The sequence below is a fragment of the Lysinibacillus sp. G1-3 genome (assembly GCF_056322905.1).
The window spans coordinates 74,828-99,410 of record NZ_JBWHYQ010000013.1 but is presented as its reverse complement, the minus strand read 5'-3'; the positions used below and the strand labels follow the sequence as shown (position 1 = coordinate 99,410).

The 24,583-nt window shown below is 39.7% G+C and carries 20 protein-coding genes and 1 riboswitch; of the genes, 17 read left to right on the top strand and 3 right to left on the bottom strand.

Annotated features, from left to right (window positions below; all coding sequences use genetic code 11):
* Positions 1-56: 56 nt before the first annotated feature.
* Positions 57-929, top strand: a complete 873-nt coding sequence (speB, locus tag ACVYAD_RS15340) for an agmatinase (protein ID WP_349660676.1) — start codon at positions 57-59, stop codon at positions 927-929.
* Positions 930-1,325: 396 nt separating this feature from the next.
* On the opposite strand, the gene ACVYAD_RS15335 is transcribed toward speB, so the two are convergent.
* Together ACVYAD_RS15335 and ACVYAD_RS15330 are read right to left on the bottom strand one after the other, a co-directional pair.
* Positions 1,326-2,441 carry a hypothetical protein gene (locus ACVYAD_RS15335; protein WP_476427035.1) on the bottom strand — a complete coding sequence of 372 codons (1,116 nt, stop codon included), beginning with the start codon at positions 2,439-2,441 and terminating at the stop codon, positions 1,326-1,328.
* A 432-nt stretch (positions 2,442-2,873) separates the two neighbouring features.
* The gene (locus ACVYAD_RS15330) at positions 2,874-3,590 is read right to left on the bottom strand and encodes a 3-ketoacyl-ACP reductase (RefSeq protein ID WP_349660674.1); all 717 of its coding nucleotides are present in this window, start codon (positions 3,588-3,590) and stop codon (positions 2,874-2,876) included.
* Positions 3,591-3,755: 165 nt separating this feature from the next.
* Between ACVYAD_RS15330 and ACVYAD_RS15325 the strand changes: the two genes are divergently transcribed.
* The 3 genes from ACVYAD_RS15325 (at position 3,756) to ACVYAD_RS15315 (ending at position 5,692) form a co-directional block, all read left to right on the top strand.
* The gene (locus tag ACVYAD_RS15325) at positions 3,756-4,160 is read left to right on the top strand and encodes a winged helix-turn-helix transcriptional regulator (protein ID WP_349660673.1); all 405 of its coding nucleotides are present in this window, start codon (positions 3,756-3,758) and stop codon (positions 4,158-4,160) included.
* A 204-nt stretch (positions 4,161-4,364) separates the two neighbouring features.
* Positions 4,365-4,934, top strand: coding sequence for a TetR/AcrR family transcriptional regulator (locus ACVYAD_RS15320; protein ID WP_476427034.1), 570 nt, complete (start codon positions 4,365-4,367; stop codon positions 4,932-4,934).
* Positions 4,931-5,692: a lysostaphin resistance A-like protein gene (locus ACVYAD_RS15315; protein WP_476427033.1), complete on the top strand. Its 762-nt coding sequence runs from the start codon at positions 4,931-4,933 to the stop codon at positions 5,690-5,692. The genes ACVYAD_RS15320 and ACVYAD_RS15315 overlap by 4 nt, the downstream gene beginning before the upstream one ends.
* A 62-nt stretch (positions 5,693-5,754) precedes the next feature.
* On the opposite strand, the gene ACVYAD_RS15310 is transcribed toward ACVYAD_RS15315, so the two are convergent.
* Positions 5,755-6,690 carry a threonine ammonia-lyase gene (locus tag ACVYAD_RS15310; RefSeq protein WP_476427032.1) on the bottom strand — a complete coding sequence of 312 codons (936 nt, stop codon included), beginning with the start codon at positions 6,688-6,690 and terminating at the stop codon, positions 5,755-5,757.
* Between the two features lie 206 nt (positions 6,691-6,896).
* On the opposite strand from ACVYAD_RS15310, the gene ACVYAD_RS15305 reads away from it, so the two are divergent.
* The 13 genes from ACVYAD_RS15305 to ACVYAD_RS15245 all read left to right on the top strand — a co-directional run bounded on the left by ACVYAD_RS15305 (position 6,897) and on the right by ACVYAD_RS15245 (position 24,533).
* On the top strand, positions 6,897-7,328 hold the full coding sequence (locus ACVYAD_RS15305) for a YwiB family protein (RefSeq protein WP_323648762.1): 432 nt from the start codon (positions 6,897-6,899) through the stop codon (positions 7,326-7,328).
* Complete coding sequence (gene argS / locus ACVYAD_RS15300) at positions 7,328-8,995, top strand: arginine--tRNA ligase (protein ID WP_476427031.1); 1,668 nt, start codon at positions 7,328-7,330, stop codon at positions 8,993-8,995. Before ACVYAD_RS15305 ends, argS begins: the two co-directional genes overlap by 1 nt.
* A gap of 804 nt (positions 8,996-9,799) precedes the next feature.
* Positions 9,800-10,189, top strand: a complete 390-nt coding sequence (locus ACVYAD_RS15295) for a MerR family transcriptional regulator (RefSeq protein ID WP_476427030.1) — start codon at positions 9,800-9,802, stop codon at positions 10,187-10,189.
* The gene (locus ACVYAD_RS15290) at positions 10,182-11,684 is read left to right on the top strand and encodes a class I adenylate-forming enzyme family protein (RefSeq protein ID WP_476427029.1); all 1,503 of its coding nucleotides are present in this window, start codon (positions 10,182-10,184) and stop codon (positions 11,682-11,684) included. Before ACVYAD_RS15295 ends, ACVYAD_RS15290 begins: the two co-directional genes overlap by 8 nt.
* A gap of 1 nt (position 11,685) precedes the next feature.
* Entirely contained in the window at positions 11,686-13,353 is a 1,668-nt protein-coding gene (locus ACVYAD_RS15285; protein ID WP_476427028.1) for an acyl-CoA dehydrogenase family protein, read from the top strand.
* 146 nt (positions 13,354-13,499) lie between these two features.
* A riboswitch (cobalamin riboswitch) is annotated at positions 13,500-13,682 on the top strand.
* Between the two features lie 394 nt (positions 13,683-14,076).
* Positions 14,077-15,042, top strand: a complete 966-nt coding sequence (locus ACVYAD_RS15280; protein WP_476427027.1) for an ABC transporter substrate-binding protein — start codon at positions 14,077-14,079, stop codon at positions 15,040-15,042.
* Positions 15,039-16,040, top strand: a complete 1,002-nt coding sequence (locus tag ACVYAD_RS15275; RefSeq protein WP_386829446.1) for a FecCD family ABC transporter permease — start codon at positions 15,039-15,041, stop codon at positions 16,038-16,040. The genes ACVYAD_RS15280 and ACVYAD_RS15275 overlap by 4 nt, the downstream gene beginning before the upstream one ends.
* Positions 16,037-17,512, top strand: a complete 1,476-nt coding sequence (locus tag ACVYAD_RS15270) for an adenosylcobinamide amidohydrolase (protein WP_476427026.1) — start codon at positions 16,037-16,039, stop codon at positions 17,510-17,512. Before ACVYAD_RS15275 ends, ACVYAD_RS15270 begins: the two co-directional genes overlap by 4 nt.
* A gap of 170 nt (positions 17,513-17,682) precedes the next feature.
* Positions 17,683-18,246: a cob(I)yrinic acid a,c-diamide adenosyltransferase gene (locus ACVYAD_RS15265; RefSeq protein ID WP_079559371.1), complete on the top strand. Its 564-nt coding sequence runs from the start codon at positions 17,683-17,685 to the stop codon at positions 18,244-18,246.
* A gap of 456 nt (positions 18,247-18,702) precedes the next feature.
* Positions 18,703-20,925 carry a heterodisulfide reductase-related iron-sulfur binding cluster gene (locus ACVYAD_RS15260; RefSeq protein WP_476427025.1) on the top strand — a complete coding sequence of 741 codons (2,223 nt, stop codon included), beginning with the start codon at positions 18,703-18,705 and terminating at the stop codon, positions 20,923-20,925.
* Between the two features lie 345 nt (positions 20,926-21,270).
* Positions 21,271-22,476, top strand: coding sequence for an acetyl-CoA C-acetyltransferase (locus tag ACVYAD_RS15255; protein WP_476427024.1), 1,206 nt, complete (start codon positions 21,271-21,273; stop codon positions 22,474-22,476).
* The gene (locus ACVYAD_RS15250; protein WP_476427076.1) at positions 22,476-23,327 is read left to right on the top strand and encodes a 3-hydroxybutyryl-CoA dehydrogenase; all 852 of its coding nucleotides are present in this window, start codon (positions 22,476-22,478) and stop codon (positions 23,325-23,327) included. The genes ACVYAD_RS15255 and ACVYAD_RS15250 overlap by 1 nt, the downstream gene beginning before the upstream one ends.
* A gap of 69 nt (positions 23,328-23,396) precedes the next feature.
* Positions 23,397-24,533: an acyl-CoA dehydrogenase gene (locus ACVYAD_RS15245; protein WP_349660663.1), complete on the top strand. Its 1,137-nt coding sequence runs from the start codon at positions 23,397-23,399 to the stop codon at positions 24,531-24,533.
* Positions 24,534-24,583 lie beyond the last annotated feature (50 nt).

The following is a 24,583-nucleotide window of genomic DNA, read 5'->3' as shown; positions in this document are numbered from 1 at the left end:
ATGAACTGATGAAAATGAATATAATAGGATTAATTTCTAAAAGTGGAGGTCTATTAATGAGATTTGATGAAGCTTATTCAGGAAATGTTTTTATAAAAAGTCATCCTACATATGAGGATGCTCAGGCGGTCATTTATGGTATGCCAATGGACTGGACAGTTAGTTACCGTCCGGGCTCACGTTTTGGCCCGCAGCGTATTCGTGAAGTATCCATTGGTCTAGAAGAATACAGCCCATATTTAGACCGTGAATTAGAAGAAGTGAAATATTTTGATGCGGGTGATATTCCGTTACCATTCGGCAACGCACAGCGCTCGTTAGATGAAATTGAAAAATATATCGAGACGCTTTTAGCAGATGGTAAAATCCCTGTAGGTATGGGTGGCGAACATTTAGTATCGTGGCCTGTTATGAAAGCTGTTTCAGCAAAATATGATGACTTAGCAATTATCCACTTCGATGCACATACAGACTTACGTGAAGAGTATGAAGGAGAGCCACTTTCACACTCAACACCTATTCGCAAAATTGCTGAACATATCGGACCGAAAAATGTATATTCATTTGGTATACGTTCAGGTATGAAAGAAGAATTCGAATGGGCGAAGGAAAACGGCATGCACATTTCAAAATTCGAAGTGCTAGAGCCATTAAAAGAGGTATTACCGTCTTTAGCAGGTCGCAATGTTTACGTTACGATTGATATAGATGTACTTGATCCAGCACATGCACCAGGTACAGGAACAGTAGATTGCGGAGGCATTACATCCAAAGAATTACTAGCGTCAATCCATGCGATTGCGGCAAGTAACGTCAATGTAGTGGGCTTTGACCTAGTTGAAGTAGCACCAATCTACGACACATCAGAAATGACAGCAAATACAGCTTCGAAGTTATTGAGAGAAATGATTTTAGGCTGGGTAAAATAAGTAATGAATAGGAATGGGGGTAGCTTTAAGCTAGCTCCATTTTCCTTTAAACTCTGACTAAATAAATACAGATACCGTTTGCGCTTGAATCATTTCAGAAGTATTTCCTAATCGTAATCGGCAATGGCTTTTACAGGGACAACATTATTCATAAGAATCGTAGCATGTGTATACGTAATCCAATTTTTTGCTTAGAGCAAAGTTGTCACCAACTCTGAAATTTAAGGTTAGTTGATTAGTGGGGCAATTTGGGACTCAGCAAAATCGCAGACTGTTAATAACCAAAAAATATGGCGAGAAAAATACTCGCAATGAGTGTATAGGGCTATAAAGATAAGAAAGGGGTTAATCCCAAAATCATTGTTTAATGATTTTGGGATAACCCCGAAATATAGATTAATGTTTTGAAGTATAAACTTTACCGTTTATCGTTACTTTAGAAGCTGAGATTAGTATTTCTTTATTTGCTTCATAGTATGGATTTAAAATTTTGTCGATAGCATCCCATTTTTCCTGAGATTTTTCATAGTCACCTTTTTTATCAAGAGCTGTTGCTTCCTCATAAAGCTTTTTTAATTGTTTTTGATCATTTGCCTTGATTTCGAAATCAAAGTCAGACAAGTAATCTTCAAAGCTAAGTGGCTTAAAATAAGGATTAATCATTTCATCGAATTCACCCCATAGCTTGTCAGATAATTGATCATTATTATCTTTATCAGCTTTTTTAGCATCATTGTATAAAGTTTTTAGTTTTGGCATGGCCTCAGCCGGGATATCTAATTCCAAATCTGAGATGTATTCTTCAAATGTTAACGGTGGATTTAGAGCATCTAAGTAAGGTTGAAGGACCTTCAGGAATTCATCAAATTTTTCTTGTGCGTCCTCTTCTTTATTGGATTTTTCTAGTTTTATCCACTGTTTATAAATATCTTTCAGTTGTTTTTGATCTTTTTCTTGAATAATTATATTTTTTTCACTAAATCCATACTCTTCAATGAACTCTTCAAAAGATATAGGTACCCAGCTAGCTAAAATATACGGCTTTGTGATTTTATCCATTTCAAGATTAACTTTTTCTACTTCATCATATTTCTCTTCTTTTTCTAACTTCTTCGTTTGATTAAATAACTTTTCTAATTTTGCTAGGTCTTCTTTTGTTATTTCTTTAGGTAAGCTTTTTTTATATGTGTCAAACGTATAGAAATCTGAATAATCTTGTACTAAGCTACCTTCTACAGAGATTTCCTGACCTTCTACTAAGTTCATTTTTTCTAATTGCTTATCTGAAAATTTCTGAAGGTCGATATAATAGTTTTTGCCGTCTTTCCCTTTAATTGCGATGCTATCTCCGTAAACGCTTTTAATAGATCCTTTAATTTGTTGCTCAGCTTTAACCGTTATTTCGTTTGTTGTTGTTGTTGTTGTAGCCTCAGCTTGATGTGGCGTGAAGACAGCCATCCCTATTGTTAGTGCTGATACAATCATCCAAGATTTTTTAGTTGTTTTTTTCATAATTATTTCTCCTTTTGTTTAAATGATTTTATTACTAATTATTGGACGTATTACCAACTATAAAAAGTTAGTTATAGTTAAAAAAAATTTTAAAATAGTCGGAAGGTTTAGATCGATAATTAATTAGAAGGCGAAAAAAGAGGCTATACATTTCTTAAGGAAATAATTCTCTTCAATTGTGGTGCTGGAAGAAGGTGCTATTAAAGTATTGCGATACAACCTTTTGCGTAAGCTGGATAAAATAAGTAGGGTCTTCGAAAAGAAGCGGGTGAGTGGGGGTAACTTTAAGCTCTAACTAAGAAACAATTTGCCCATCCAATTCCTAAAGAAAGTAGCCATAAACTGTATGGATTTCATAGGAGCATATTGTTAAAAAAGAAAGGCGCCACCCCAAATACATCGGATAGCGCCTTGATCTTTCAAAGAATTCTATTAAGGGTTCGTCGACCAAAGTCCTGCGTGTTTTAAGACAACACGTGGGTGAAGTTTTAGTTGTGCAACCATTAAATCTGCTAAATCTTCTGCTTGCATTACTTTTTCTGGATTGCCGTCTGTTAAGTTTAGTTCAACAGCCATATCTGTAGCAACTGTACTTGGCGTTAATGTTGTAACGCGAATATTTTTCTTACGCACTTCAAGCATTAATGACTCACTTAGTCCGATAACTGCAGCTTTTGAAGCTGAGTATGCGCTTGTAATCGGTGCACCTTTTTGACCAGCTGTTGAGGAAATATTAATGATATCGCCTGTATTGCGCTCGATCATTTCTGGTAATACAGCGCGTGTCGTGTAGTACACACCTTTTACGTTGACATCGATAATATTTGTCCATTCTTCAGGCGTTAAGTCCATGAAGCCACCGAATTTTGAAATACCAGCATTGTTTACTAAAATATCGATCGCGCCAAGCTCACCGCGAATAGATTCAACGGCTGTAGTAATAGAGTCTAAATCCGCTACGTTTGCCGTAGCGATGGCTACCTTCACATCATATTGTTTTAGTTCCTCTGCTACTTGTTGTAAATTTTCAAGCGTACGTCCAACAAGACCTACGTGAATACCTTCTTGCGCAAAAGCTACTGCTGTTGCGCGTCCAATTCCACGTCCAGCTCCTGTAACTAACGCCACTTTACCTGCGATTGCTTGCATGTTTTTCTCTCCTTTAGATAAGATCGTTTTATTTAGACGAAAAAATAGATTAAGATTTGTCTTTAAGACTAATCTCATTTTACTACGGTTTTCTACATTGTGAAGAGTGCACTTTTTTGTGCGGAGGTTACTAAAAGTTACTTATAGGAAAAGGGAGTACGCTTTATGACAGATAAATTAAGAGAAGAGATAAAAGAGAGAATAATAAATAACGATTATCATTGTGAAAAAGAACTTACCTTATCGATCATAAGCGGTAAATGGAAGGTTGTTATTCTGTGGCATTTAGGCGTCGAAGGACCGCATCGCTTCAGTGAGCTTCAAAGACTTTTTCCGAAAATATCTCATAAAATATTATCAAACCAATTACGTGAACTGATGGAAGATGGGATTGTTCATCGAGAAGTGTTTCCAGAAGTTCCTCCGAAAGTCGAGTATTCAATGACTGAACTAGGGATGACGTTATTACCAATCGTTGAAATGATGTATGAATGGGGAAAAAATAGAATCGGTCAAATTAAAAAAGAAAGCAATAATGAGGTCATTTCGGAGGATTTAAATAGTCAGTGATATTAGCGAAAGCAATATGTCAGTCGTAAATAATGTGGGGCTAAAAAGTGGGGAGGCATAATGAGATCACTTTTAGCCCCATTTGCTTTTAAATTTTGGCTAATAAAATATTTCCAGGTACCAATAGAAATCTTATTGACATGATCAGGAAAATATTGTTACATTATAGGTAACGGATGTTACCTATTGGAGGAGGCGAATTTTTTGGCACCAAAAGAACGGTTTACAGAGGAAATATTATTGGATTGTGCTTTTGAAATGGCTAGGAAGAGTGGCATTGATAGTGTGAATGCAAGAGATTTAGCAAAAGAGTTAGGTTGTTCGACAAAGCCTATATTTCGATTATTCTCGAATATGGATGATTTGAAGTATGCAATATATGAAAGGGCTGGGAATCTATACAACGAAAGAATGTTTCAAGGCTTGCAAGAAAGTTCTTTTTTAGGGATGGGTTTGGCTTATATTAACTTTGCTCGCGAAGAAAAAAAGCTATTTGAGCTATTATTTCTATCCAATAAATATAAAATCTCCAGCTTTTCGGATTTATTAAATGACGTAGAAAACCAAGGGATTATAGCAATAATTTCAAAATTAACAGGATTAACTCAAACCTCCGCTAGATCCCTATTTATCGATACATGGTTAACTTCACATGGTATTGCAACAATGTGTGCGACGAATACTTGCGATTTAGATAGCTCAGAAATTGAGAGTATTTTAAAAGATGTTTTTGAAGGCGTTAAACTAAAATTATTGAATGGAGAAAATAAATGAAAATGAAAAATTCACCTATTCTTTTATCAATATTATTTACTTTGCTGGCAATTGTTTTTCCTACCATAGCTGGTGTAATTATTACGGTGAAAAATATAAGTAGCTTGAACTCTATATTTTTGATTCAATTTATTGCCTTTGCAGTTGGTGTACTTGTCACTCTTTGGATTATGAAAAAAAGTAAATTTTCTTTCCGAGATTTCGGATTTAGAAAGTTTAAAGCAGAGGCGTGGATGGTTGTTATCGTTATTTTTGAGCTAGTTGCATTCTTTAATGGTATTACAGATCAAGATGGTTCTTCTGCGCGATACGTACTTATTTTACTTTTATTTGTTATTGCCGTGGGTCTTTGTGAAGAGTTTATTTTCCGAGGCCTAATTTTCAAATATTTATCAGCGAAAGGGCTTAAAGTGGCTATTATAGGCTCCTCAATTTTGTTTGGTATTGGACATTTTGCAAATATACTTTCCGGTGCTGATTTATTAATGATATTACTACAAATAACTTTTGCATTCCTCTTTGGGCTAGTTTGTGCTGAAATTGTTGCAAAGACAAAAAGTATTATGTTTCCGATTATATGGCACGCTACGCATGATTTTATTGCGTTCATGACCGATAAAAGTGAGCCGGATGTTCTTGCTGTTTCTATTTATATCTTCCATTGTATTGTGTTAATGGTTCTCGCAATTTATTTCTGGAGAGTTTTATTTCCTAAGAAGAATGCTATAAATTTAAAAAATCCTGAAAGCTATGTTTAAACTCGACAGTCAAAAAGGCATCTACTCATTCATTTGAGTGGATGCCTTTTTTGCTAATACCTTTAAGTCCAAGCCTCTAATCCGACATTGCCTCCTGTAATGAGGAAACATACTTTTTCGTTTTTATGAATAGGTAAAGCTCCTTGCAGGGCAGCGCCAATTCCGATAGAAGAGGAGGGTTCTGCGATAATTTTACCCTCGGCGAGTAAGGTTTTCATCCCACGTTGGATCAAAGCCTCATCTACACTTACAACCTCATCGACAAGCTCTTGGACAATTGGAAAATTCCGTTCCCCTGGCTGTAAAGTTAGTAGGGCATCTGCCAAAGATTTGTGTTCGGCTAAAAGCAATCTTTCACCAGCTTCTAAGCTTTTTGTATAACGCGAAACAGCAGCTGGCTCCACACCAATTATTTTGATACGAGGGGCTATGGATTTGACAGCAGTTGCAATGCCACTTAATAATCCACCACCACCAATAGGCACAACTATAGTATCGACATCTGGAAGCTGTGCTACTATTTCCAAGCCTACTGTTCCTTGCCCTGCCATAATATCGTAATCATCATAAGGATGTATGTTGCAATAGCCATGATCACGACTAAGTCTTTCAGTAAGGACATGTCTTTCTGTTAGCTTACACTGTATAACTTCTGCACCTAAGGCACGTATTCCCTCAACCTTAACGGTAGGAGCTGAATCCGGTAGAACAATTGTTGCCTTACTATTTAACAGTTTGGCAGCATATGCAACACCTTTGCCATGATTTCCTGAGGATGCAGCAACTACGCCTTTTTGTAATTGTTCTAATGGTGTGGAAAGCATTTTATTGAGAGCCCCTCGAAGCTTAAAGGAGTTTGTTTTTTGCATATTCTCGGCTTTTATGTAGACGTGACATCCTAAAAGATGATCGAGCCCGTTTAATCGAATAATAGGCGTTTCAAATATATAAGGAGAAATTCTTCGTTTTGCAGCATGAATTTGTTCAAGTGTTAACATAAAGCAACCCCCATTTCGAAAAAATGATTGAAAATTCAAACTTTATAATATAACTGTAGATTTACAGGGAAATTGTGTCAATACTTAAATGGTAAGTAATTCTGAACAAACATCGGATAGATTACTTACTTCTATCTTGAAAAAATATGAGTATTCATCCTATAATAAAAAGGTTATAGTAAAAACATTAAAAGGGAGCGTCCATAATGGCGAACGAAGCAAGATCGCAGGTGAACATTAAGCTCATTTCTACAATTCGCCCAATTGAGGGGGAATCTGAAGGTTATGAAATGTTGCTAACAGGGCAGCTACTTGAAAAAGCAGGAAGCATATATTTGAAATATGAAGAGGTGCAAGAGGATAAAACCATCCGCACAACTATGAAGCTAGGCAATGAACAGGCATTAATTATGCGTAATGGAGCAGTAAAAATGCGATTACCACTTAACATAATTGAACAACAAATGGGTCATTATGAAAGTGAATTAGGTTCAATGCCACTCGTCATAGACACGAAGGAAATGACATTTACAAAGCAGGCAGTAAGTGGAGATTTCCATGTACAGTACGATTTACTAATGGGTGGGCAATCCGTTGGCAATTATACATTAGACATTACATTTACGGAGGTACAATGATGAACGCAGTAGAACAAGTACAACAAGCCATTAAAGTGGCAATTGCGCAGGCTGTTGAAAAAGCTAGTTTAGTCGAAGCTGGCACAGAGTTAAATATTCACCTAGAAACACCGAAGGATAAGGCAAATGGGGACTATGCAACAAACATTGCAATGCAATTAACGAAGTTAGCAAAAAAACCACCACGTGCGATTGCAGAAGCAATTTTAGAAAACCTAGACACAGCAGGGACAGATATTGAAAAAATCGATATTGCTGGCCCTGGCTTCATGAATATCACTGTGCGTAAAGATTTCCTAACAGGTGTTGTAAAAGCAGTGCTTGAGCAAGGTGCTGATTATGGCCGTTCAAATGCTGGTGCAGGAGAAAAAGTTCAAGTTGAATTCGTATCTGCAAATCCAACAGGAGATCTTCATTTAGGTCATGCACGTGGAGCTTCTGTAGGGGATTCATTATGTAATGTGTTAGATATGGCAGGTTACGCAGTATCTCGTGAGTACTACATTAACGATGCAGGTAACCAAATTAATAACTTAGCGTATTCACTTGAAGCTCGTTATAAGCAAGCTTTAGGATTGGATGCTGAGATGCCAGAGGATGGCTACCACGGTCCAGATATTATTGAAATCGCTGGTAAACTAGCAGGCGAGCATGGCGATGCAATTTTATCAAAATCTGAAGAAGAACGTTTTGCATTCTTCCGTCAACATGGTTTAGCGTTAGAATTAGCCAAGTTAAAAACAGACCTTGCAAACTTCCGTGTAAACTTTAATGAGTGGTATTCAGAAACATCACTATACGAAAACGGCAAAATCGAAGTAGCTTTAGATAAACTAAAAGCGAATGGCCATGTATTTGAAGAAGACGGTGCTACTTGGTTCCGTTCGACAACATTTGGCGACGATAAAGACCGCGTGTTAATTAAAAATGATGGCTCTTTCACATATTTGACTCCAGATATCGCATATCATGAAGATAAAATTGTACGCGGCTTCGATAAATTAATTAATATTTGGGGTGCTGATCACCACGGCTATATCCCACGTATGAAAGCTGCCATTCAGGCGCTTGGTTACGACCGTGATACACTTGAAGTAGAAATCATCCAAATGGTTCAACTTTATAAAAACGGTGAGAAATTCAAAATGTCTAAACGTACAGGGAATGCTGTTACAATGCGTGAGCTTGTAGAAGAAGTTGGCTTAGATGCAGTTCGTTACTTCTTCGTGAAAACAGCAGGCGATTCTCACATGGACTTTGACCTTGACCTTGCCGTTTCTCAATCAAACGAAAACCCAGTATACTACGCACAATATGCACATGCACGTATTTCTTCAATTTTACGCTCAGCAAATGAGCAAGGCTTTGCTGCAACAACAGATCATTTAAGCCTACTAACTGCTGAAAAAGAAATCGATTTACTGAAAAAAGTGGGCGACTTCCCGAAAATGGTAGCAGATGCTGCGAAGCACCGTACACCACACCGTATCGCCAACTATATTCAAGAAACAGCAGCTGCATTCCACAGCTTCTATAACGCTGAAAAAGTGTTAGATGCTTCAAATAAAGAGCTAACAGAAGCTCGCTTAGCCCTTATCACTGCTGTGCGTACAACAATTGCCAACGCACTACGCTTAATCGGCGTATCAGCACCAGAAAAAATGTAATAATCGTCTTTCCAGCCCCCGGCACAATCATGTGCCGGGGGTTTTTTTGTTTTAGGTAGCAAGAAGAGCGGTTGAGGCGAGGGAAAGAGCGGCTGGAGCGACGGAAAGAATGACGGGGCGACGGACGGAAAGAGTGGCTGGGGCGAGGGAAAGAATAGCTGGAGCGACGGAAAGAATGGCTGAGGCGAGGGAAAGAATGGCTGAGGCGAGGGAAAGAACCGCCGAGGTGAAGGAAAGAATCCGAAGCGAGGGAAAGAGCAGCCGTGGCAGAATAGTCGAAGCGACGGAAAGATTCCGAAGCGACGGAAGAATAGCCGTGGCGACGGAAAGGATAGTCGAAGCGACGGAAAGAATCAGAAGCGACGGAAGGAGCAGCCGTGGCGAAGGAAAGAATAGTCGAAGCGACGGAAAGAACCGCCAGAGCGACGGATAGAATCCCCAAAACCGTGGATAGAACCATCAAAATCGTGGATAGCACCCCAAAACCGTGGATAGCACCCCAAAACCGTGGATAGCACCCCAAAACCGTGGATAGAACCATCAAAATCGTGGATAGCACCCCAAAACCGTGGATAGCACCATCAAAAACGTGGATAGAATCCCCAAAACCGTGGATAGAACCCCCAATATCGCGGATAGAACTCCAAAACCATGGATAGAACCATCAAAGTGCCAGATAATATCTCCGAAATAATCAGATTCATCTCTCTAAAACTATAATTTTCTGCAAAATTCAGATATTTTGTTGAAGCTTACGTTAGCGTCAATGATATACTGATGAAAAATGGGAAGGGGGAGATGGTATTGAAGACGATTCAAGAAGTGGCTAAGCAGTTTAATGTTTCAACACGGACAATTCGCTATTATGAGGAGCTGGGGCTGCTTCATCCCAATCGATCATCTACTAATCAGCGAACCTTTTCAAAAAAAGAATTAGCGAAGCTTAAGCTTATTTTCCGAGGAAAGCGGTACGGTTTTTCACTTGAGGAGATTAAGGAGATGGTGTTGCTGTTTGATTATGATCGCACGGGCATTCAGCAGTTGGAGCGTACGGTCGAGTATGGGGAACAAAAAATTGAAGAGATTGATGGCAAAATTGCAGAGCTTGTACAGATAAAAAAGGAGATACAGCAGTTACAAGGCATATTTACAGAAAAATTAGCGACTTTAAAGGGAGAGATGCTTGATGAATAGTTCAAATTTGTTAGCACGTAATGCGCGAAAGTACTCTATGAGTGAAGCGGTTGTTTGTCAGGGCAGACGAGTAACTTATCGTGATTTAGATGAGCAAGTGACACGTTTTAGTCATGCTTTAGTGGAGCAGGGTGTGCGACAAGGCGAAAAAGTAATCATTTTTATGCCAAATGTTTTAGAGTTTGTTGTTAGCTATTTTGCTATTCAGCGCATCGGGGCTATTGTCGTACCGGTAAATGCGAAATTTACGTTGCAGGAGGTCGAGTATGTAGCTCGGCATGCTGATGCTAAAGCTATTTTAGTGCATGAGGCAATTTTTGCAGCAGTTGAAAACATCACGGTAGTTCCTTTAAAAATCAAAACGGGTCAAGAGTACGCTGGCTGGCTAAACTATGAAACACTTATTGAACATGCAAGCACTCAAACCATTGATTGCCAGTTGAATGAAGATGATGTCTCAACGATTTTATATACATCGGGTACAACGGGAAAACCAAAGGGTGTGTTGTTTAGCTATCGCAATATTTTATCTGTAGCGCAAATGATTGCAGTGGAAATGGAAGTAAAGCCAGAAAGCCGGATCCTTCTTATGATGCCATTAACGCATTCAGCTCCATTACATTTATTTTTAATGGCAGGGGTACTTGTAGGATCAACAAACGTGTTAACACCAACGTTTACACCTGATTTATTTATTGATTCAATAGAGCAGGAGCGGACGACGCATTTCTTTGGAGCGCCTGTTGCATATTTGTTAACTGCCCAACTGCCAAGATTGCAAACAGCTGATTTATCATCGATGAAATGGTGGGCATATGGTGGCGCACCGTTATCACAAAACGAAGTCCGTCATTTACAAAAAGCTTTTAGAACAGAAAATTTAACTTGTGTCTATGGCTTAACAGAGGCTGGGCCAAACGGTTCAATATTGCTTGGTGAAGAGCATGCAACGAAGGCGGGGAGCGTTGGGCGACGTGCACCACTTGGAGCAGAGCTGCGTATTATCAACGACATTGGAGAAGATGTCAGTGTTGGTGAAGTAGGAGAAATTGTGTTATTCGGTGAGAGCAATATGCTGGGCTATTACAAGGATGATATCGCAACAAAGGCTGCATTTATAGATGGCTGGCTGAAAACAGGTGACTTAGCTCGCTTAGATGAGGACGGCTATATTTGGATTGTTGATCGTAAAAAGGATGTCGTTTTTTCAGGCGGTGTGAATATTTATCCGAAAGAAATTGAAGATCGTATGTTGAGTTATGAGGGAATATTTGAAGTTGCTGTAATAGGTGTACCACATCCGGAGTGGGGAGAAACCGTGAAGGCTGTTTATGCTGCTAAAACAGAAATTGACGAGAACGAACTTAAAGCTTATTTGGAGGAGCATCTTGCTAAATATAAAATTCCACGCATGTTCGAACGTGTGGAAGCGCTACCACGAAATGCATCAGGCAAAATACTAAAACAAACGTTGAAAGGACAAGAGGTGAGATAAAATGAAGGTTTTACAGCAGGAAGAAATGAAGACAACCAACTTTTTTAAAGAGAATGATACACTTCAAAACGTTTTAGAAATGATGCTAGATAAAGAGTTTGCGGAATATGCAACACGTGAGCTAACAGATTTCGGTGAGCTTTGTGCAGGAGATATTGATGTGAGAGCTAAACATACGGATAGAGAGGGTGAACCTCGATTACAAAGGTATAATGCCTATGGTGAAGAAGTGTCAGAGATTTGGGTCAATGACGGCTATAAAAAAACAATTGAAGAGACGTACAATACTGGCATTGTTGGCTATGTGCATAAAGATATTCCGCAATTAGGTAGAAAGGGCAACTATGTGTATAGCTTTGCTCAAGGTTATATACTATCACATGCTGAACCAGGCTTTTACTGTCCTGTTACGTTAACGATGGCAACGGCTTATCTGCTTGATCATTATGCGAGTGATGAGGTGAAGGAGCGCTTTTTACCACATGTTTGTGCAACTGGAGAGACAGAGCTTTATGAGGGGGCTACATTTTTAACGGAGCGCCAAGGTGGCTCTGATGTCGGAGCGAATGTTGTAGAGGCAAGACAGGACGGCAATCAGTATCGTTTATATGGTGAGAAATATTTTGCATCTAACGTTGGAATGTGTGGAGTGACTATGGTATTGGCTCGCATGGAAGGGGCTCGCGCAGGCTCAAAGGGTTTAACATTGTTTGCAGTTCCATGGAGAAATGATGATGGCACAGTTAATAATCTGCGCGTTCGGCGTTTAAAGGATAAACTTGGTGTTAGAGCAGTACCTTCTGGTGAGGTGGAATTTGATGGGGCGCTCGCATATGTTGTTGGTGATCCGAATAAAGGGATTTACTATATGTTGGAGGCGCTTAATTTATCAAGAATTTGCAATGCAGTTGCTTCTATCGGCATCATGCGTCGCGGCTATTTAGAGGCGAAGCACTATGTGACAAATCGCCATGCATTTGGTAAGCCTTTAACGCAATATCCTATGATCCAGGATACACTAGGGAAATTTGCTGCCAAGCTTCATGTAGAAGTTGCTACGGTTTTTGATCTTATTCAGCTATACGATAAAGTAACTAGTGGACAGGGGAATAAAGAGGACATCATTTTGAACCGCTTGTATATTGCAATCATGAAAAAAGAAACGGCTGAGCAAGCTGTACATTATGCGAGTGAAGCCATTGAATTACATGGCGGAAACGGCTATATTGAAGACTTTGTTACACCTCGGTTATTAAGAGATGCACAGGTCCTTACCGTATGGGAGGGGACTGCAAATATTTTAGCTTTAGAGCTCATTCGTTTAGTAGATAAGTTTCATGTGCACGAAATGTTTGTTCGTGTTATGGAGGAACGTCTAGAAAAACTGGCTGACAGTCCATTAGTTGAAATTGTAGTAGGGCAATTAGCGAAACTAGATTCAACTTGGCAAACATTTAGCCGTTTAGATGATGCAACAAAAACGTTTGAAGCAAAAAAGGTCGCAGAGCAAATGGCACATTTATATGAAAGTGTTGTAGCAGTTGAATGGGCACAAAGAGTCGGCGGCAAATATGAGAAGCTAGCAGACATTTATTTAGAGAATACATGGGCATTACGAGAAATGGGTGCACCAATGAAAACGGTACAGTATTTTTCTGACATAGTTTAACTTTTTTCAGCGTCCAAACATCCGCTGAAATAGAGGAACCCAGTCTAAGCACGCCACGTCCTGTGGCAATTATGACGAGCATAATTGATTTGATGAAGAGTCGTCTCGAATGGAGGCGACTTCTTTGATTTTCATGTATAATACAATCAACTGAATATTATAAAGGTTCTTTACTTAAGTAAAGTGAAAAGGGAAATCGGTGTAATTCCGATGCGGTCCCGCCACTGTAAGTGTGAGTTTTTTCAATCTACGCCACTGAAAATTTCGGGAAGGCTTGAAAAACCGTATGAAGCACGAGCCAGGAGACCTGCCTTTATAGAAAACACGTTGTAGCCTACGAGGATAGGATGGTGGATTTTGTATATGTATATTGTGCAAATTTGACCCCCTCATTTTTTTTATGATGAGGGGTATTTGTTTTGTAAGCTGAATATCGATAAATTTGAAAAAGAGGGAGATACCTCCACAATATTAGGTAATAAACTCAAAAAGTTGGGCGATAAGCCTAAAATGTTGGGTGATAACCCCATAATGTTGTGCGGAAACACGATGTGGTCGATAAATCCACAAAGTTGGGTGATAAACTTAAAAAGTTGGATGATATCGCCACAACGTTGAGAGATAAACAACTCCACAACCTTAAACGATAAAACCTAAAATGTATCGATCAATCAGATAAACAAGTCGTTAACTTTATGCACAGATAGACTAAGGGGGATTCACATGAAGAAATTTTGGAAAATAGGATTATCAGCATTTTTAGCTGTTGGCTTGCTTGCAGCGTGCAACACAAAAGAGGCGACAAATGACAAGCCGTCATCTGCTGAGCAGCAAGAGACATCTAAAGTAGATCAAGCAACATTTCCAATGACGATAACAGATGCTGTTGGCAAAGATATTACGCTAGAAGCACCTCCTGAAAAAATAGTTTCTCTCATTCCAAGTAACACTGAAATTTTATTTGGTCTTGGCTTAAATGATGAAATAGTAGGTGTAACAGATAATGACGATTATCCAGCAGAGGCTACTAAAAAAGATAAGGTTGGCGGTGTAGATTATAATATTGAACAAATTATTGCGTTAACGCCAGATATCGTTTTTGCACATGCATCCGGTATGAGTTATTCAAAAGGAGCAATTGAACAGCTTGAGGCTGCCGGTGTGAAAGTATTTGTTGTAGCGGATGCAAAAAACTTTAATGAAACTTACACAACGATTGAACAGCTTGGTCGTGCAACGGGAAAACTAGAAGAGGCTAAAAAAATAGTCGCAAATATGAAGGATAAAATTGAAGAAGTTGAAACAAAACTTAAGGGTGTTGAGCCAAAGAAAGTCTTTTTAGAATCGTCTGATGAGCCACAGATTTATACAGCTGGTAAAGGTACATTTATGAATGAAATGCTAGAAATGATTCATGCCGAAAATGTGGCAGCAGATGTAAATGACTGGTATCCAATTGAAGCTGAACAAATTATTGCGAAAAATCCAGATGTCATTGTTGTGGCATATAATTATGTACCGAATATTTTAACGAAAATTCCACAACGTCCAGGCTTTGAGACAGTAACTGCCGTAAAAAATAAAGCTATTGTACAAGTGGATGAAAGTACGACAAGTCGTCAAGGTCCTCGATTAGCAGATGGTTTTGAGGAATTAGCAAAGGCCGTTTACCCAGAGGCGTTTAAATGAGTAAAACAATTGTAGCCTATGTAACAGCAATTACGCTTTTAATCATTAGCATCTGGTGTGGTGTAGCGATAGGCTCAGTTCATATTCCATTAGAAGTATTGTGGAATAAGGCGGCCGATGAAACAGCTGCCAATATTTTATGGAAGATTCGTTTACCTCGAGTGATGCTAGCAGGGCTTGTAGGGGCATCACTTGCTATTGCAGGGGCAGCTTTTCAAGGCCTATTAAAAAATCCTTTGGCTGATCCTTATACGTTAGGTGTTTCCTCCGGTGCATCAGTTGGCGCAGTGATGACGATTTTCTTTAGTGTCTCAATACCTGTAATCGGTCATTTTACATTGCCAGTCTTTAGTATGATAGGGGCCATATTAACAATGTTTGCTGTTATGGGTTTTGCTAGAATAGTAGACCGTTCACTAAAAATGGAAACTCTTATTTTAACAGGGGTAATATTTAGTTCATTTTTAGGTTCCTTGATTTCATTAATGATTGCATTATCTGGTGAGGAGCTACGCCAAGTAATCGGATGGTTGCTCGGTTCAGTATCGATGCGTGGTTGGCCTTACGTTCAGATGATCATTCCGTTTGTCATTATTGGCTCTATTATGCTTTGGACTCAAAGACGTGAGTTAAATGTTCTGTTATATGGTGAAGAACGTGCGAAGCATTTAGGTGTCAATGTTAAACGTAGTAAATATATTATTTTAGTAGGTGGATCCATGTTGACAGGAGCAGCGGTAGCTGTTTCTGGAACGATTGGCTTTGTTGGTTTAGTTGTTCCTCATATGACGAGAATGGTTTGGGGTTCAGATCATCGTCATTTATTGCCGTTATCATTTTTAAATGGGGCAACTTTGCTAATTATTTGTGATTTAATAGCAAGAACAATTATTATGCCAAGAGAGCTGCCGATTGGTGTCATTACTGCATTTATTGGGGCGCCCGTTTTTTCCTATATTTTTTATAAACAACGTAGAGGCAAGGGGGTACGGGCATGATTGTTGTTGAACATCTTTCCGGTGGTTATGAAGACGTACCGATCGTCCACGATATAAGTTTTTCCGTTGAAAAAGGTAAAATACTAGGGATTTTAGGGCCGAATGGTAGTGGGAAATCCACACTGTTAAAAGTAATAAGTGGCATACTACCAGCAATTGCAGGCACTGTATTAGTAGATGGTAAAAACAGTAGCTCTTACACTGCTCGTGCATTAGCAAAGAAGATGGCAGTGCTGCCACAATTACATGCTAATGCATTTTCAAACAGTGTAAGGGAGGCTGTATCGCTTGGACGTTATCCACATCAAACAGGCTTCTTTTCAAGCTGGTCTGCTCGTGATGAACAAGCAGTGCAACATGCAATGCTGCAAACAGGTGTAAAGCGCTATGAACAGACACCGATGGAATTTTTGTCGGGCGGTGAACAGCAAAGGGTTTTTGTCGCCCAAGCGCTTGCACAAACAGCGGAAATATTGCTGCTAGATGAGCCGACCAACCATCTAGATATTGCGCATCAACGTCAAATTTTAGATATGGTACGAAAGGAAGCAATAGAATGTGGTTTGACCGTTATTATGGTACTGCATGATATGAATTTAGCTTCTCTTTACTGTGATGAATTATTACTAATGGAGGAAGGACGGATGCGGGCATTTGGGGCGCCGCATGAAGTATTAGTCGCTTCGCAAATTGAAGATGTCTATCATGCTCGAGTGGCAACTTATGCACATCCAGAAATTCCAAAGCCTCAAATTACAATGATGCCAGCCACCGTTGAACATCAGCAACGTGCTGTCATTAAAAAAGAAAATTTCACTGTTACAGATCAGTACATTAAGCTTCAATCAGAGTTTCCTTTAAAAATGGTGTCCTCAGCTGTCCATAATCCGGGTATCGGTTGGTATGATTGTCTGTTAAATCGTTCTGTACCAATAGATTATGTGATTAATGATGTAAAGAGAGAGGTCGCTGAATTTTTACTAAAGGAGCACTTTTCATCTACAAGTACAGTCGTCATGTTAACAGCTGTCCCAACAAAACTTGTAGCTATTAACGAATTTCAAGCTTCTTTTGGTAGCGTTCTTGTAGCTGTTACGGCTGGGGTTGGTAATGCTGTTGATGTATCTCGTGCACATGAAAGACAAGATGAACCATATATTGGTACTATAAATACGTGGGTCATCGTGAATGGCTGTTTATCAGAAGAAGCGTTTTTCCAAGCAATGATGACAGCTAATGAGGCGAAAACAAAGGCATTGCAATCAGAAAATATTCGTGATGAGCTTAGTGGTACGATTGCAACAGGTACTGCTACAGATAGTTTATTGATTGCAGCGACACAAAAAGGGGAAGAAATGCTGTACGGCGGTCCCATTACTGATGTAGGTAAGATCATCGGTAGAGGTGTTTTTGAAACGACTGTGCAGGCAATAAAAAATTATCTTCATTCAGCAGATACACTTGCTGAATGAAGATAATGCCGCCGGCGGATGTCACGGATTTTCAAGGGAATGAATTGTGCGGGCACAATTCAAAATCCGGACGCATTGTTTATCTGTGCGAAAGCGTAGTGCTAACGTAGCGACAGCAACAATTACGCCAAGGCGAAATTGATAAAAAACAATTCTAGGAGATGAGAGAAATGAAGCTTTACACGAAAACAGGCGATACAGGGAAAACAAGTCTTATCGGTGGACGCGTTGACAAAGATAGCTTACGCGTAGAGACATATGGGGCCATCGATGAATTAAATTCTTTTATTGGTAAGGCTATTAGTGAACTAGATCGTGAGCTATTCAAGGATATTCTAATTGATTTAGAAACGATTCAGCATGAGCTTTTTGATGCAGGCGGAGACCTTGCTAATGTTATGAAGGAGCGTCATTATAAGCTTACAGAGCAGCCGATTGAAGTGTTGGAATCGCGTATCGATGCATTGTCAGATGAAGCACCACCGTTACAACGCTTTATTCTACCAGGCGGTGCACCAGCAGCTGCAACTTTACACATTGCTCGCACAGTAGCACGCCGAGCAGAGCGTCAAATGGTAACGCTTATGAAGGAAATCGAAGATGTACCGACAATTGTACAAAAATATTTAAACCGTCTATCTGATTATTTATTTGCGGTTGCACGTGTTGTGAATTTCCGATTGAATGTTGCGGATATTGAATATATTCGAAGCGGCAATGTGTTTAAAAAATAACTTGATCACTAAAAGTTGTGGATGAACTCTACGTTATTGTGATGAATTCGTTTTTCGAAGAATACTTTGAAGATTTATCGGAACAATTTTAGCTTTTATCGGAATAATTTTGGTTTTTACGAAAGGCTAAAGGCATCACGTTGAAATCTAGCACACTTGAAAAAGTCGATTTGTCATCAAAAACATGATGCAAATCGGCTTTTTGAATATCTGAAGACAATTAAAAGATAGATTCATAATATAAATGAATAAATCTCTATAGTGGTTAATAGCTCGCTTTGAAAATTCAGGGTGGCTTTTTATCTTGTAAAATGTAAGAATATAAAATTATCAGAAATATTTCCGTTTTATGTTGACTGAATGCTCACTCATTTATTAGAATAGGAATATAATGATTGAACTAGCAAATTTACTACAAAGAGAGAAACTTACGACAAACTAAAGGGGGGACCAACCATGAGTCCATTAGTAATTGCAAACATTGTTCTAACAGTCGTGGTTGTGCTTTATGCAGTAGGGTTATTTTTCTATCTGTTAAAAACACGCTATAAGTTTGTGCAATTGGGGAAAAAGGTTGAGTTTGATGAAAGTGTTCAAGAACGAATTCGTTATCTTATGGTCAATGTACTTGGCCAAAATAAGCTATTAAAAGATCCGAAGAGTGGTTTAATTCACGTTATGTTCTTCTATGGATTTTTGATGGTGCAGCTAGGTGCCATTGATTTAATTTGGAAGGGGTTAGCACCTGGATCACATTTGCCGCTTGGCATTTTCTATAGTGTGTTTACATTTTTCCAAGAGCTTGTAGTATTAATGATTTTAGTGGCGGTTGTGTGGGCATTTTACCGTCGTTATGTAGAAAAGCTAGTACGTCTAAAACGAGGCTGGAAAAATGGGCTTGTTTTAATATTCATTGGCGGGTTAATGGTATCCACATTACTTGCAAATGGTATGGGACTAATTTGGCATGGTGAAGAACTAACTTATACAGAGCCAGTTGCTTCTGGCATTGCTGCTATTTTTAGCTTCTTACCAGCATCAGCAGCGGCAGTTGTTTTCTATGTAATGTGGTGGGCGCACTTATTAATTCTATTAACATTCTTAGTGTATGTACCACAATCGAAGCACTTCCACTTAATTGTGAGTCCAATCAATGTGTACATGAACCGTTTAGATCGTACAGGTACTTTAACACCAATCGATTTTGAAGCATTAGAAAATGCTGAAGATGAAGAGGATATTCCAGCAATTGGTGTTGGACGTATTCAAGACTTCACACAAAAACAAATGCTAGATTTATATTCTTGTGTAGAGTGCGGACGTTGTACAAATATGTGTCCAGCGTCAGGGACAGGGAAAATGCTATCACCGATGGATTTAATCGTGAAGCTACGTGATCATTTAACATTTACAGGTGCTGTTGAGACAAAGCAAAAGCCTTGGGTACCATATCAATTCTTTGCTAAAACAAAGGGGAATCAGTTAGCGATGGCAGCTGGTGCTGAGGGGGCAGTTATTGAAGATATCTACAGCCCTTCTTTAATCGGCGAAGTCATTACAGAAGAAGAGATTTGGGCATGTACAACTTGCCGAAACTGTGAAGATCAATGCCCTGTTATGAATGAGCATGTCGATAAAATTATTGATTTACGCCGTTACTTAACAATGACTGAAGGAAAAGTAAACCCTGATGCACAACGCGCGATGACAAATATCGAACGTCAAGGCAATCCTTGGGGCTTAAACCGTAAAGAAAAAGAAAATTGGCGTGACTTAGATCCGACAATTCATATTCCAACAGTGAAAGAGCTGAAAAAATCAGGCGAAGAAATGGAATACTTATTCTGGGTAGGTTCAATGGGGGCATTTGATAACCGCTCACAAAAAATTGCCTTAGCATTCTGTCGTCTATTAAACGAGGCAGGCGTGAAGTTTGCGATTTTAGGAAATAAAGAGAAAAACTCTGGGGACACTCCACGTCGTTTAGGAAATGAGTTTTTATTCCAAGAGCTGGCGACAGCGAATATTGATGAATTTGAGAAAAACGACGTGAAGAAAATCGTTACGATTGACCCACATGCTTACAATATCTTTAAAAATGAATACCAAGACTTTGGCTGGAAGGGTGAGGTCTACCACCATACTGAACTATTGAATCAATTGATTGATGAAAATCGTCTAGCGTTAAATTACGAAGTTCATGAAACGATTGTGTTCCACGATTCTTGTTATTTAGGTCGTTATAACGATGTTTATGATGCACCACGTGAGATTTTACGAGGTATTCCAGGTATTAAGCTTGTGGAAATGGAGCGTAATCGTGAGGAAGCAATGTGCTGTGGCGCAGGTGGCGGCTTAATGTGGATGGAAGAGCATGTTGGCAACCGAATTAACGTAGCGAGAACAGAGCAAGCTTTAGCAACGAATGCTTCTGTCATTTCTTCTGGATGTCCTTACTGCTTAACGATGCTTGAGGATGGTACGAAGGCAAAAGAGGTTGAGGATACAATCGGTACATTCGATGTTGCAGAACTATTGGAGCGTTCAGTATTTGGTGAAAAAGTGAAAGCTGTCGAAGAATCTGTTGAAGAAGCAGCGGATGTAATGGTTGAAGAAGTAGTAGCTTCGGTGGACAGTGTCGAACAGAACGAGAAAGCAGAGACTAACGCAGAAAAATGATGGTTATTGCAGAAATATTTTAGTTATCTGAAAAATATAAATTGCACAATAAATAATTGTTTTGTAGAATAAGATTAAATGGAAATGGGAGTTAATGCCTCCGGCGGATGTCGCGGAATCGGGAAGGAGTTCTTAGGGGATGTTAGCCTAAAATCATCGCATCCATGCGATAACGGCTAACTGACCTGCATCGTGCAGGCCTAAGCACAAAGCCGATTCCGGACGCAATTATGCCGAGGCATAATTGATACTCCCATTTTTCATCGATAGAGGTCGAGCGAGCGTTCAGTCAACATTAATGCTCTTATACTTCTTCTAGAACGTAAAACAAAAGGGGTGTTTTACTTGAATAGAGCAGTAATTTTAGCAGGAGCAAGAACTGCATTTGGTAAGTTTGGGGGTTCACTATCAGCATTAAGCGCTAGTGATTTAGGCGCGATTGCCATAAAAGGGGCACTTGAGAAAGCGAATATTTCGCCTGATGAAGTGAATGAAGTAATTTTAGGCTCCGTTTTACAAGGGGGACAGGGCCAAATTCCTTCAAGGCAGGCTGCGATCAAAGCAAGCTTACCGATAGCAGTGAAAACAGAAACGATTAACAAAGTTTGTGCGTCAGGGATGCGTGCTGTAACACTAGCGGATCAGCTAATTCGATTAGGGGACGAAGAAGTAATAATCGCTGGTGGTATGGAATCTATGTCCAATGCACCGTATTATCTACAAAACGGTCGAACAGGCTTACGCATGGGCGATTCAACAATGGTAGATGGCATGCTATATGATGGCTTAACATGTGCTTTCGATAAGACAAGACCGCATATGGGAATCTACGGCAATGTAACGGCCAAAGAATATTCGTTAAGCCGTGAGGAGCAGGATGCTTGGTCTGTTCGCAGTCATGAACGTGCACTTGCAGCAATTGAGAAGGGTTACTTTGCTGAAGAAATCGTACCTGTGGAAATTCCACAACGTAAGGGAGAGCCGCTTCATGTCGATACGGACGAGGCACCAAGAGCTGGTACAACAATAGAGGTACTTGCAAAACTTAAGCCAGCCTTTGACAAGGATGGAACGATTACAGCAGGTAATGCACCTGGCGTTAACGATGGGGCATGTGCCTTAGTAGTAATGAGTGAGGAACGTGCAGCGCGTGAAGGAAGAGAGACGCTTGCGGTGATTATCGGCCATGAAGAGCTTGCGATTGAACCAGAGAACTTCCCGCAAACACCAGGGCTTGTCATTAACAAATTACTTAAAAAGACGGGGAAATCATTAGCTGATATTGATTTGATTGAAATCAATGAAGCATTTGCAGCAGTAGCTCTTGTCAGCAAGCAACTGGCGGATTTAGATGCTGAAAAGGTCAATGTTAACGGTGGTGCAGTTGCGTTAGGTCATCCAATCGGAGCATCTGGAGCACGCATTATTTTAACACTTGCTCATGAATTAAAACGTCGTGGCGGTGGTATCGGAATTGCTGCTATCTGCTCAGGTGGAGGGCAAGGCGATGCGATTATGATTGAAGTACCGAAAACAGGGGGACACGAATGATGGGAATTCAAAAAGTAATGGTTATTGGTGCAGGGCAAATGGGCTCTGGCATTGCACAAGTTTGTGCACAAGCTGGCTATGATGTAAAACTGAACGACATGAAACAAGAATTTTTCGAACGCGGTTTAGGAGTCATTACGAAAAACCTGACACGTGATGTCGAAAAGGGGCGTAAAACGGAGGATGAGAAGGCAGCCATTTTAGGTCGTATTAATATGTCACTAGATTTACAGGATGCTAGTGATGTAGATATTATCATCGAGGCAGCTGTGGAAAATATGGAAGTGAAGCAATCCATCTTTAAGCAAATTGATCAGATTGCACCGGCACACACCATTTTAGCTACGAATACATCATCTTTACCAATTACGGAAATTGCAGCTGTTACAAATCGTCCAGAGCAAGTGATTGGTATGCACTTTATGAATCCTGTACCTGTTATGAAGCTTGTAGAAATTATTCGAGGGTTAGCTACTAGTGATGAAGTCTACAAAGCAGTTGAAGACATGACAGTAAAACTATCGAAAACGCCGGTGGAAGTAAATGACTTCCCAGGTTTTATTTCGAATCGTATTTTATTACCAATGATTAATGAAGCGGTCTACGCATTGTATGAAGGGGTAGCATCGAAAGAAGCCATTGACGATGTAATGAAGCTAGGCATGAATCATCCGATGGGACCGTTAACATTGGCAGACTTTATTGGCCTTGATACATGTTTATCCATCATGGAGATTTTACATGAGGGCTTAGGCGATAGTAAATATAGACCTTGTCCATTGCTTCGTAAATATGTGGCAGCAGGATGGCTAGGTAAAAAATCCGGAAGAGGCTTTTACGTTTATGAATAATCCTATGGGGATGGGACGATTCAAATGAAATGAAATGCTACGGGACAACGTACAGGGGTGACATTATAGATGCATTTACAATTTACAGATGAACAAATAATGATGCGTGATATGGTTCGAAATTTCGCTCAGGATAAAATTGAACCGTGGGTAGAGCGTATGGAAGCAGGAGAGTTTCCGCGTGAACTCCTTGCGCAAATGGGAGAATTAGGTTTAATGGGGATTACAACGCCTGAGGAATTAGGCGGCTCAGCGATGGATTTCACATCGTACATAATTGCGATCAATGAACTATCAAAGGTTAGCGCAGTAATGGGTGTTATTTTATCCGTGCATACTTCGGTTGGAACAAATCCTATCATTTATTTCGGTAACGATGAACAGAAGAAACGCTATGTTCCAAAGCTTGCTGCGGGTGAATATTTAGGGGCATTTTGTTTAACAGAGCCTAGCGCTGGTTCTGACGCTGGCTCTTTACAATCCAAAGCGGTGCGAGATGGAGATGAATATGTCATCAATGGCTCCAAGGTGTTTATTACAAACGGTGGAGAAGCAGATGTTTATATTGTCTTTGCCTCAACGAATCCTGCTGGAAAAACACGTGGTATTTCAGCATTTATAGTTGAAAAAGGAACACCAGGCTTAATCATAGGTAAAGATGAACATAAAATGGGCTTACATGGCTCACGTACAGTTCAACTAACATTCGACAACTGTCGTATTCCAGCTGCAAACCTTCTTGGGGAGGAAGGGGAAGGCTTTAAAATTGCAATGGCTAACTTAGACGTTGGACGTATTGGAATCGCAGCTCAATCTCTAGGCATTGCCGAAGCGGCGCTAGAGGCAGCTACTGCGTATGCAAAAGAACGTGTCCAATTTGGAAAGCCTATTGCAGCGCAACAAGGGGTTGGCTTCAAGCTTGCTGATATGGCAACTGCTGTAGAGTCAGCAAAATTACTAGTTTTTCGAGCAGCAGATTTACGCACAAAAGGGTTGCCATGCGGAGCCGAGGCCTCGATGGCGAAACTTTTTGCCTCTCGTACAGCCGTGCAAACAGCGATAGACGCTATACAAATTTTTGGTGGCTATGGCTATACAAAAGACTATCCTGTAGAACGCTATTTCCGAGATGCAAAGGTGACAGAAATATACGAGGGTACAAGCGAAATTCAAAAGCTAGTCATTAGTAAACATTTACTTAAATAAAGTCTGATGTTATTGCGAAGTTGATTTTTCAAGGATGATTGACGATTGTA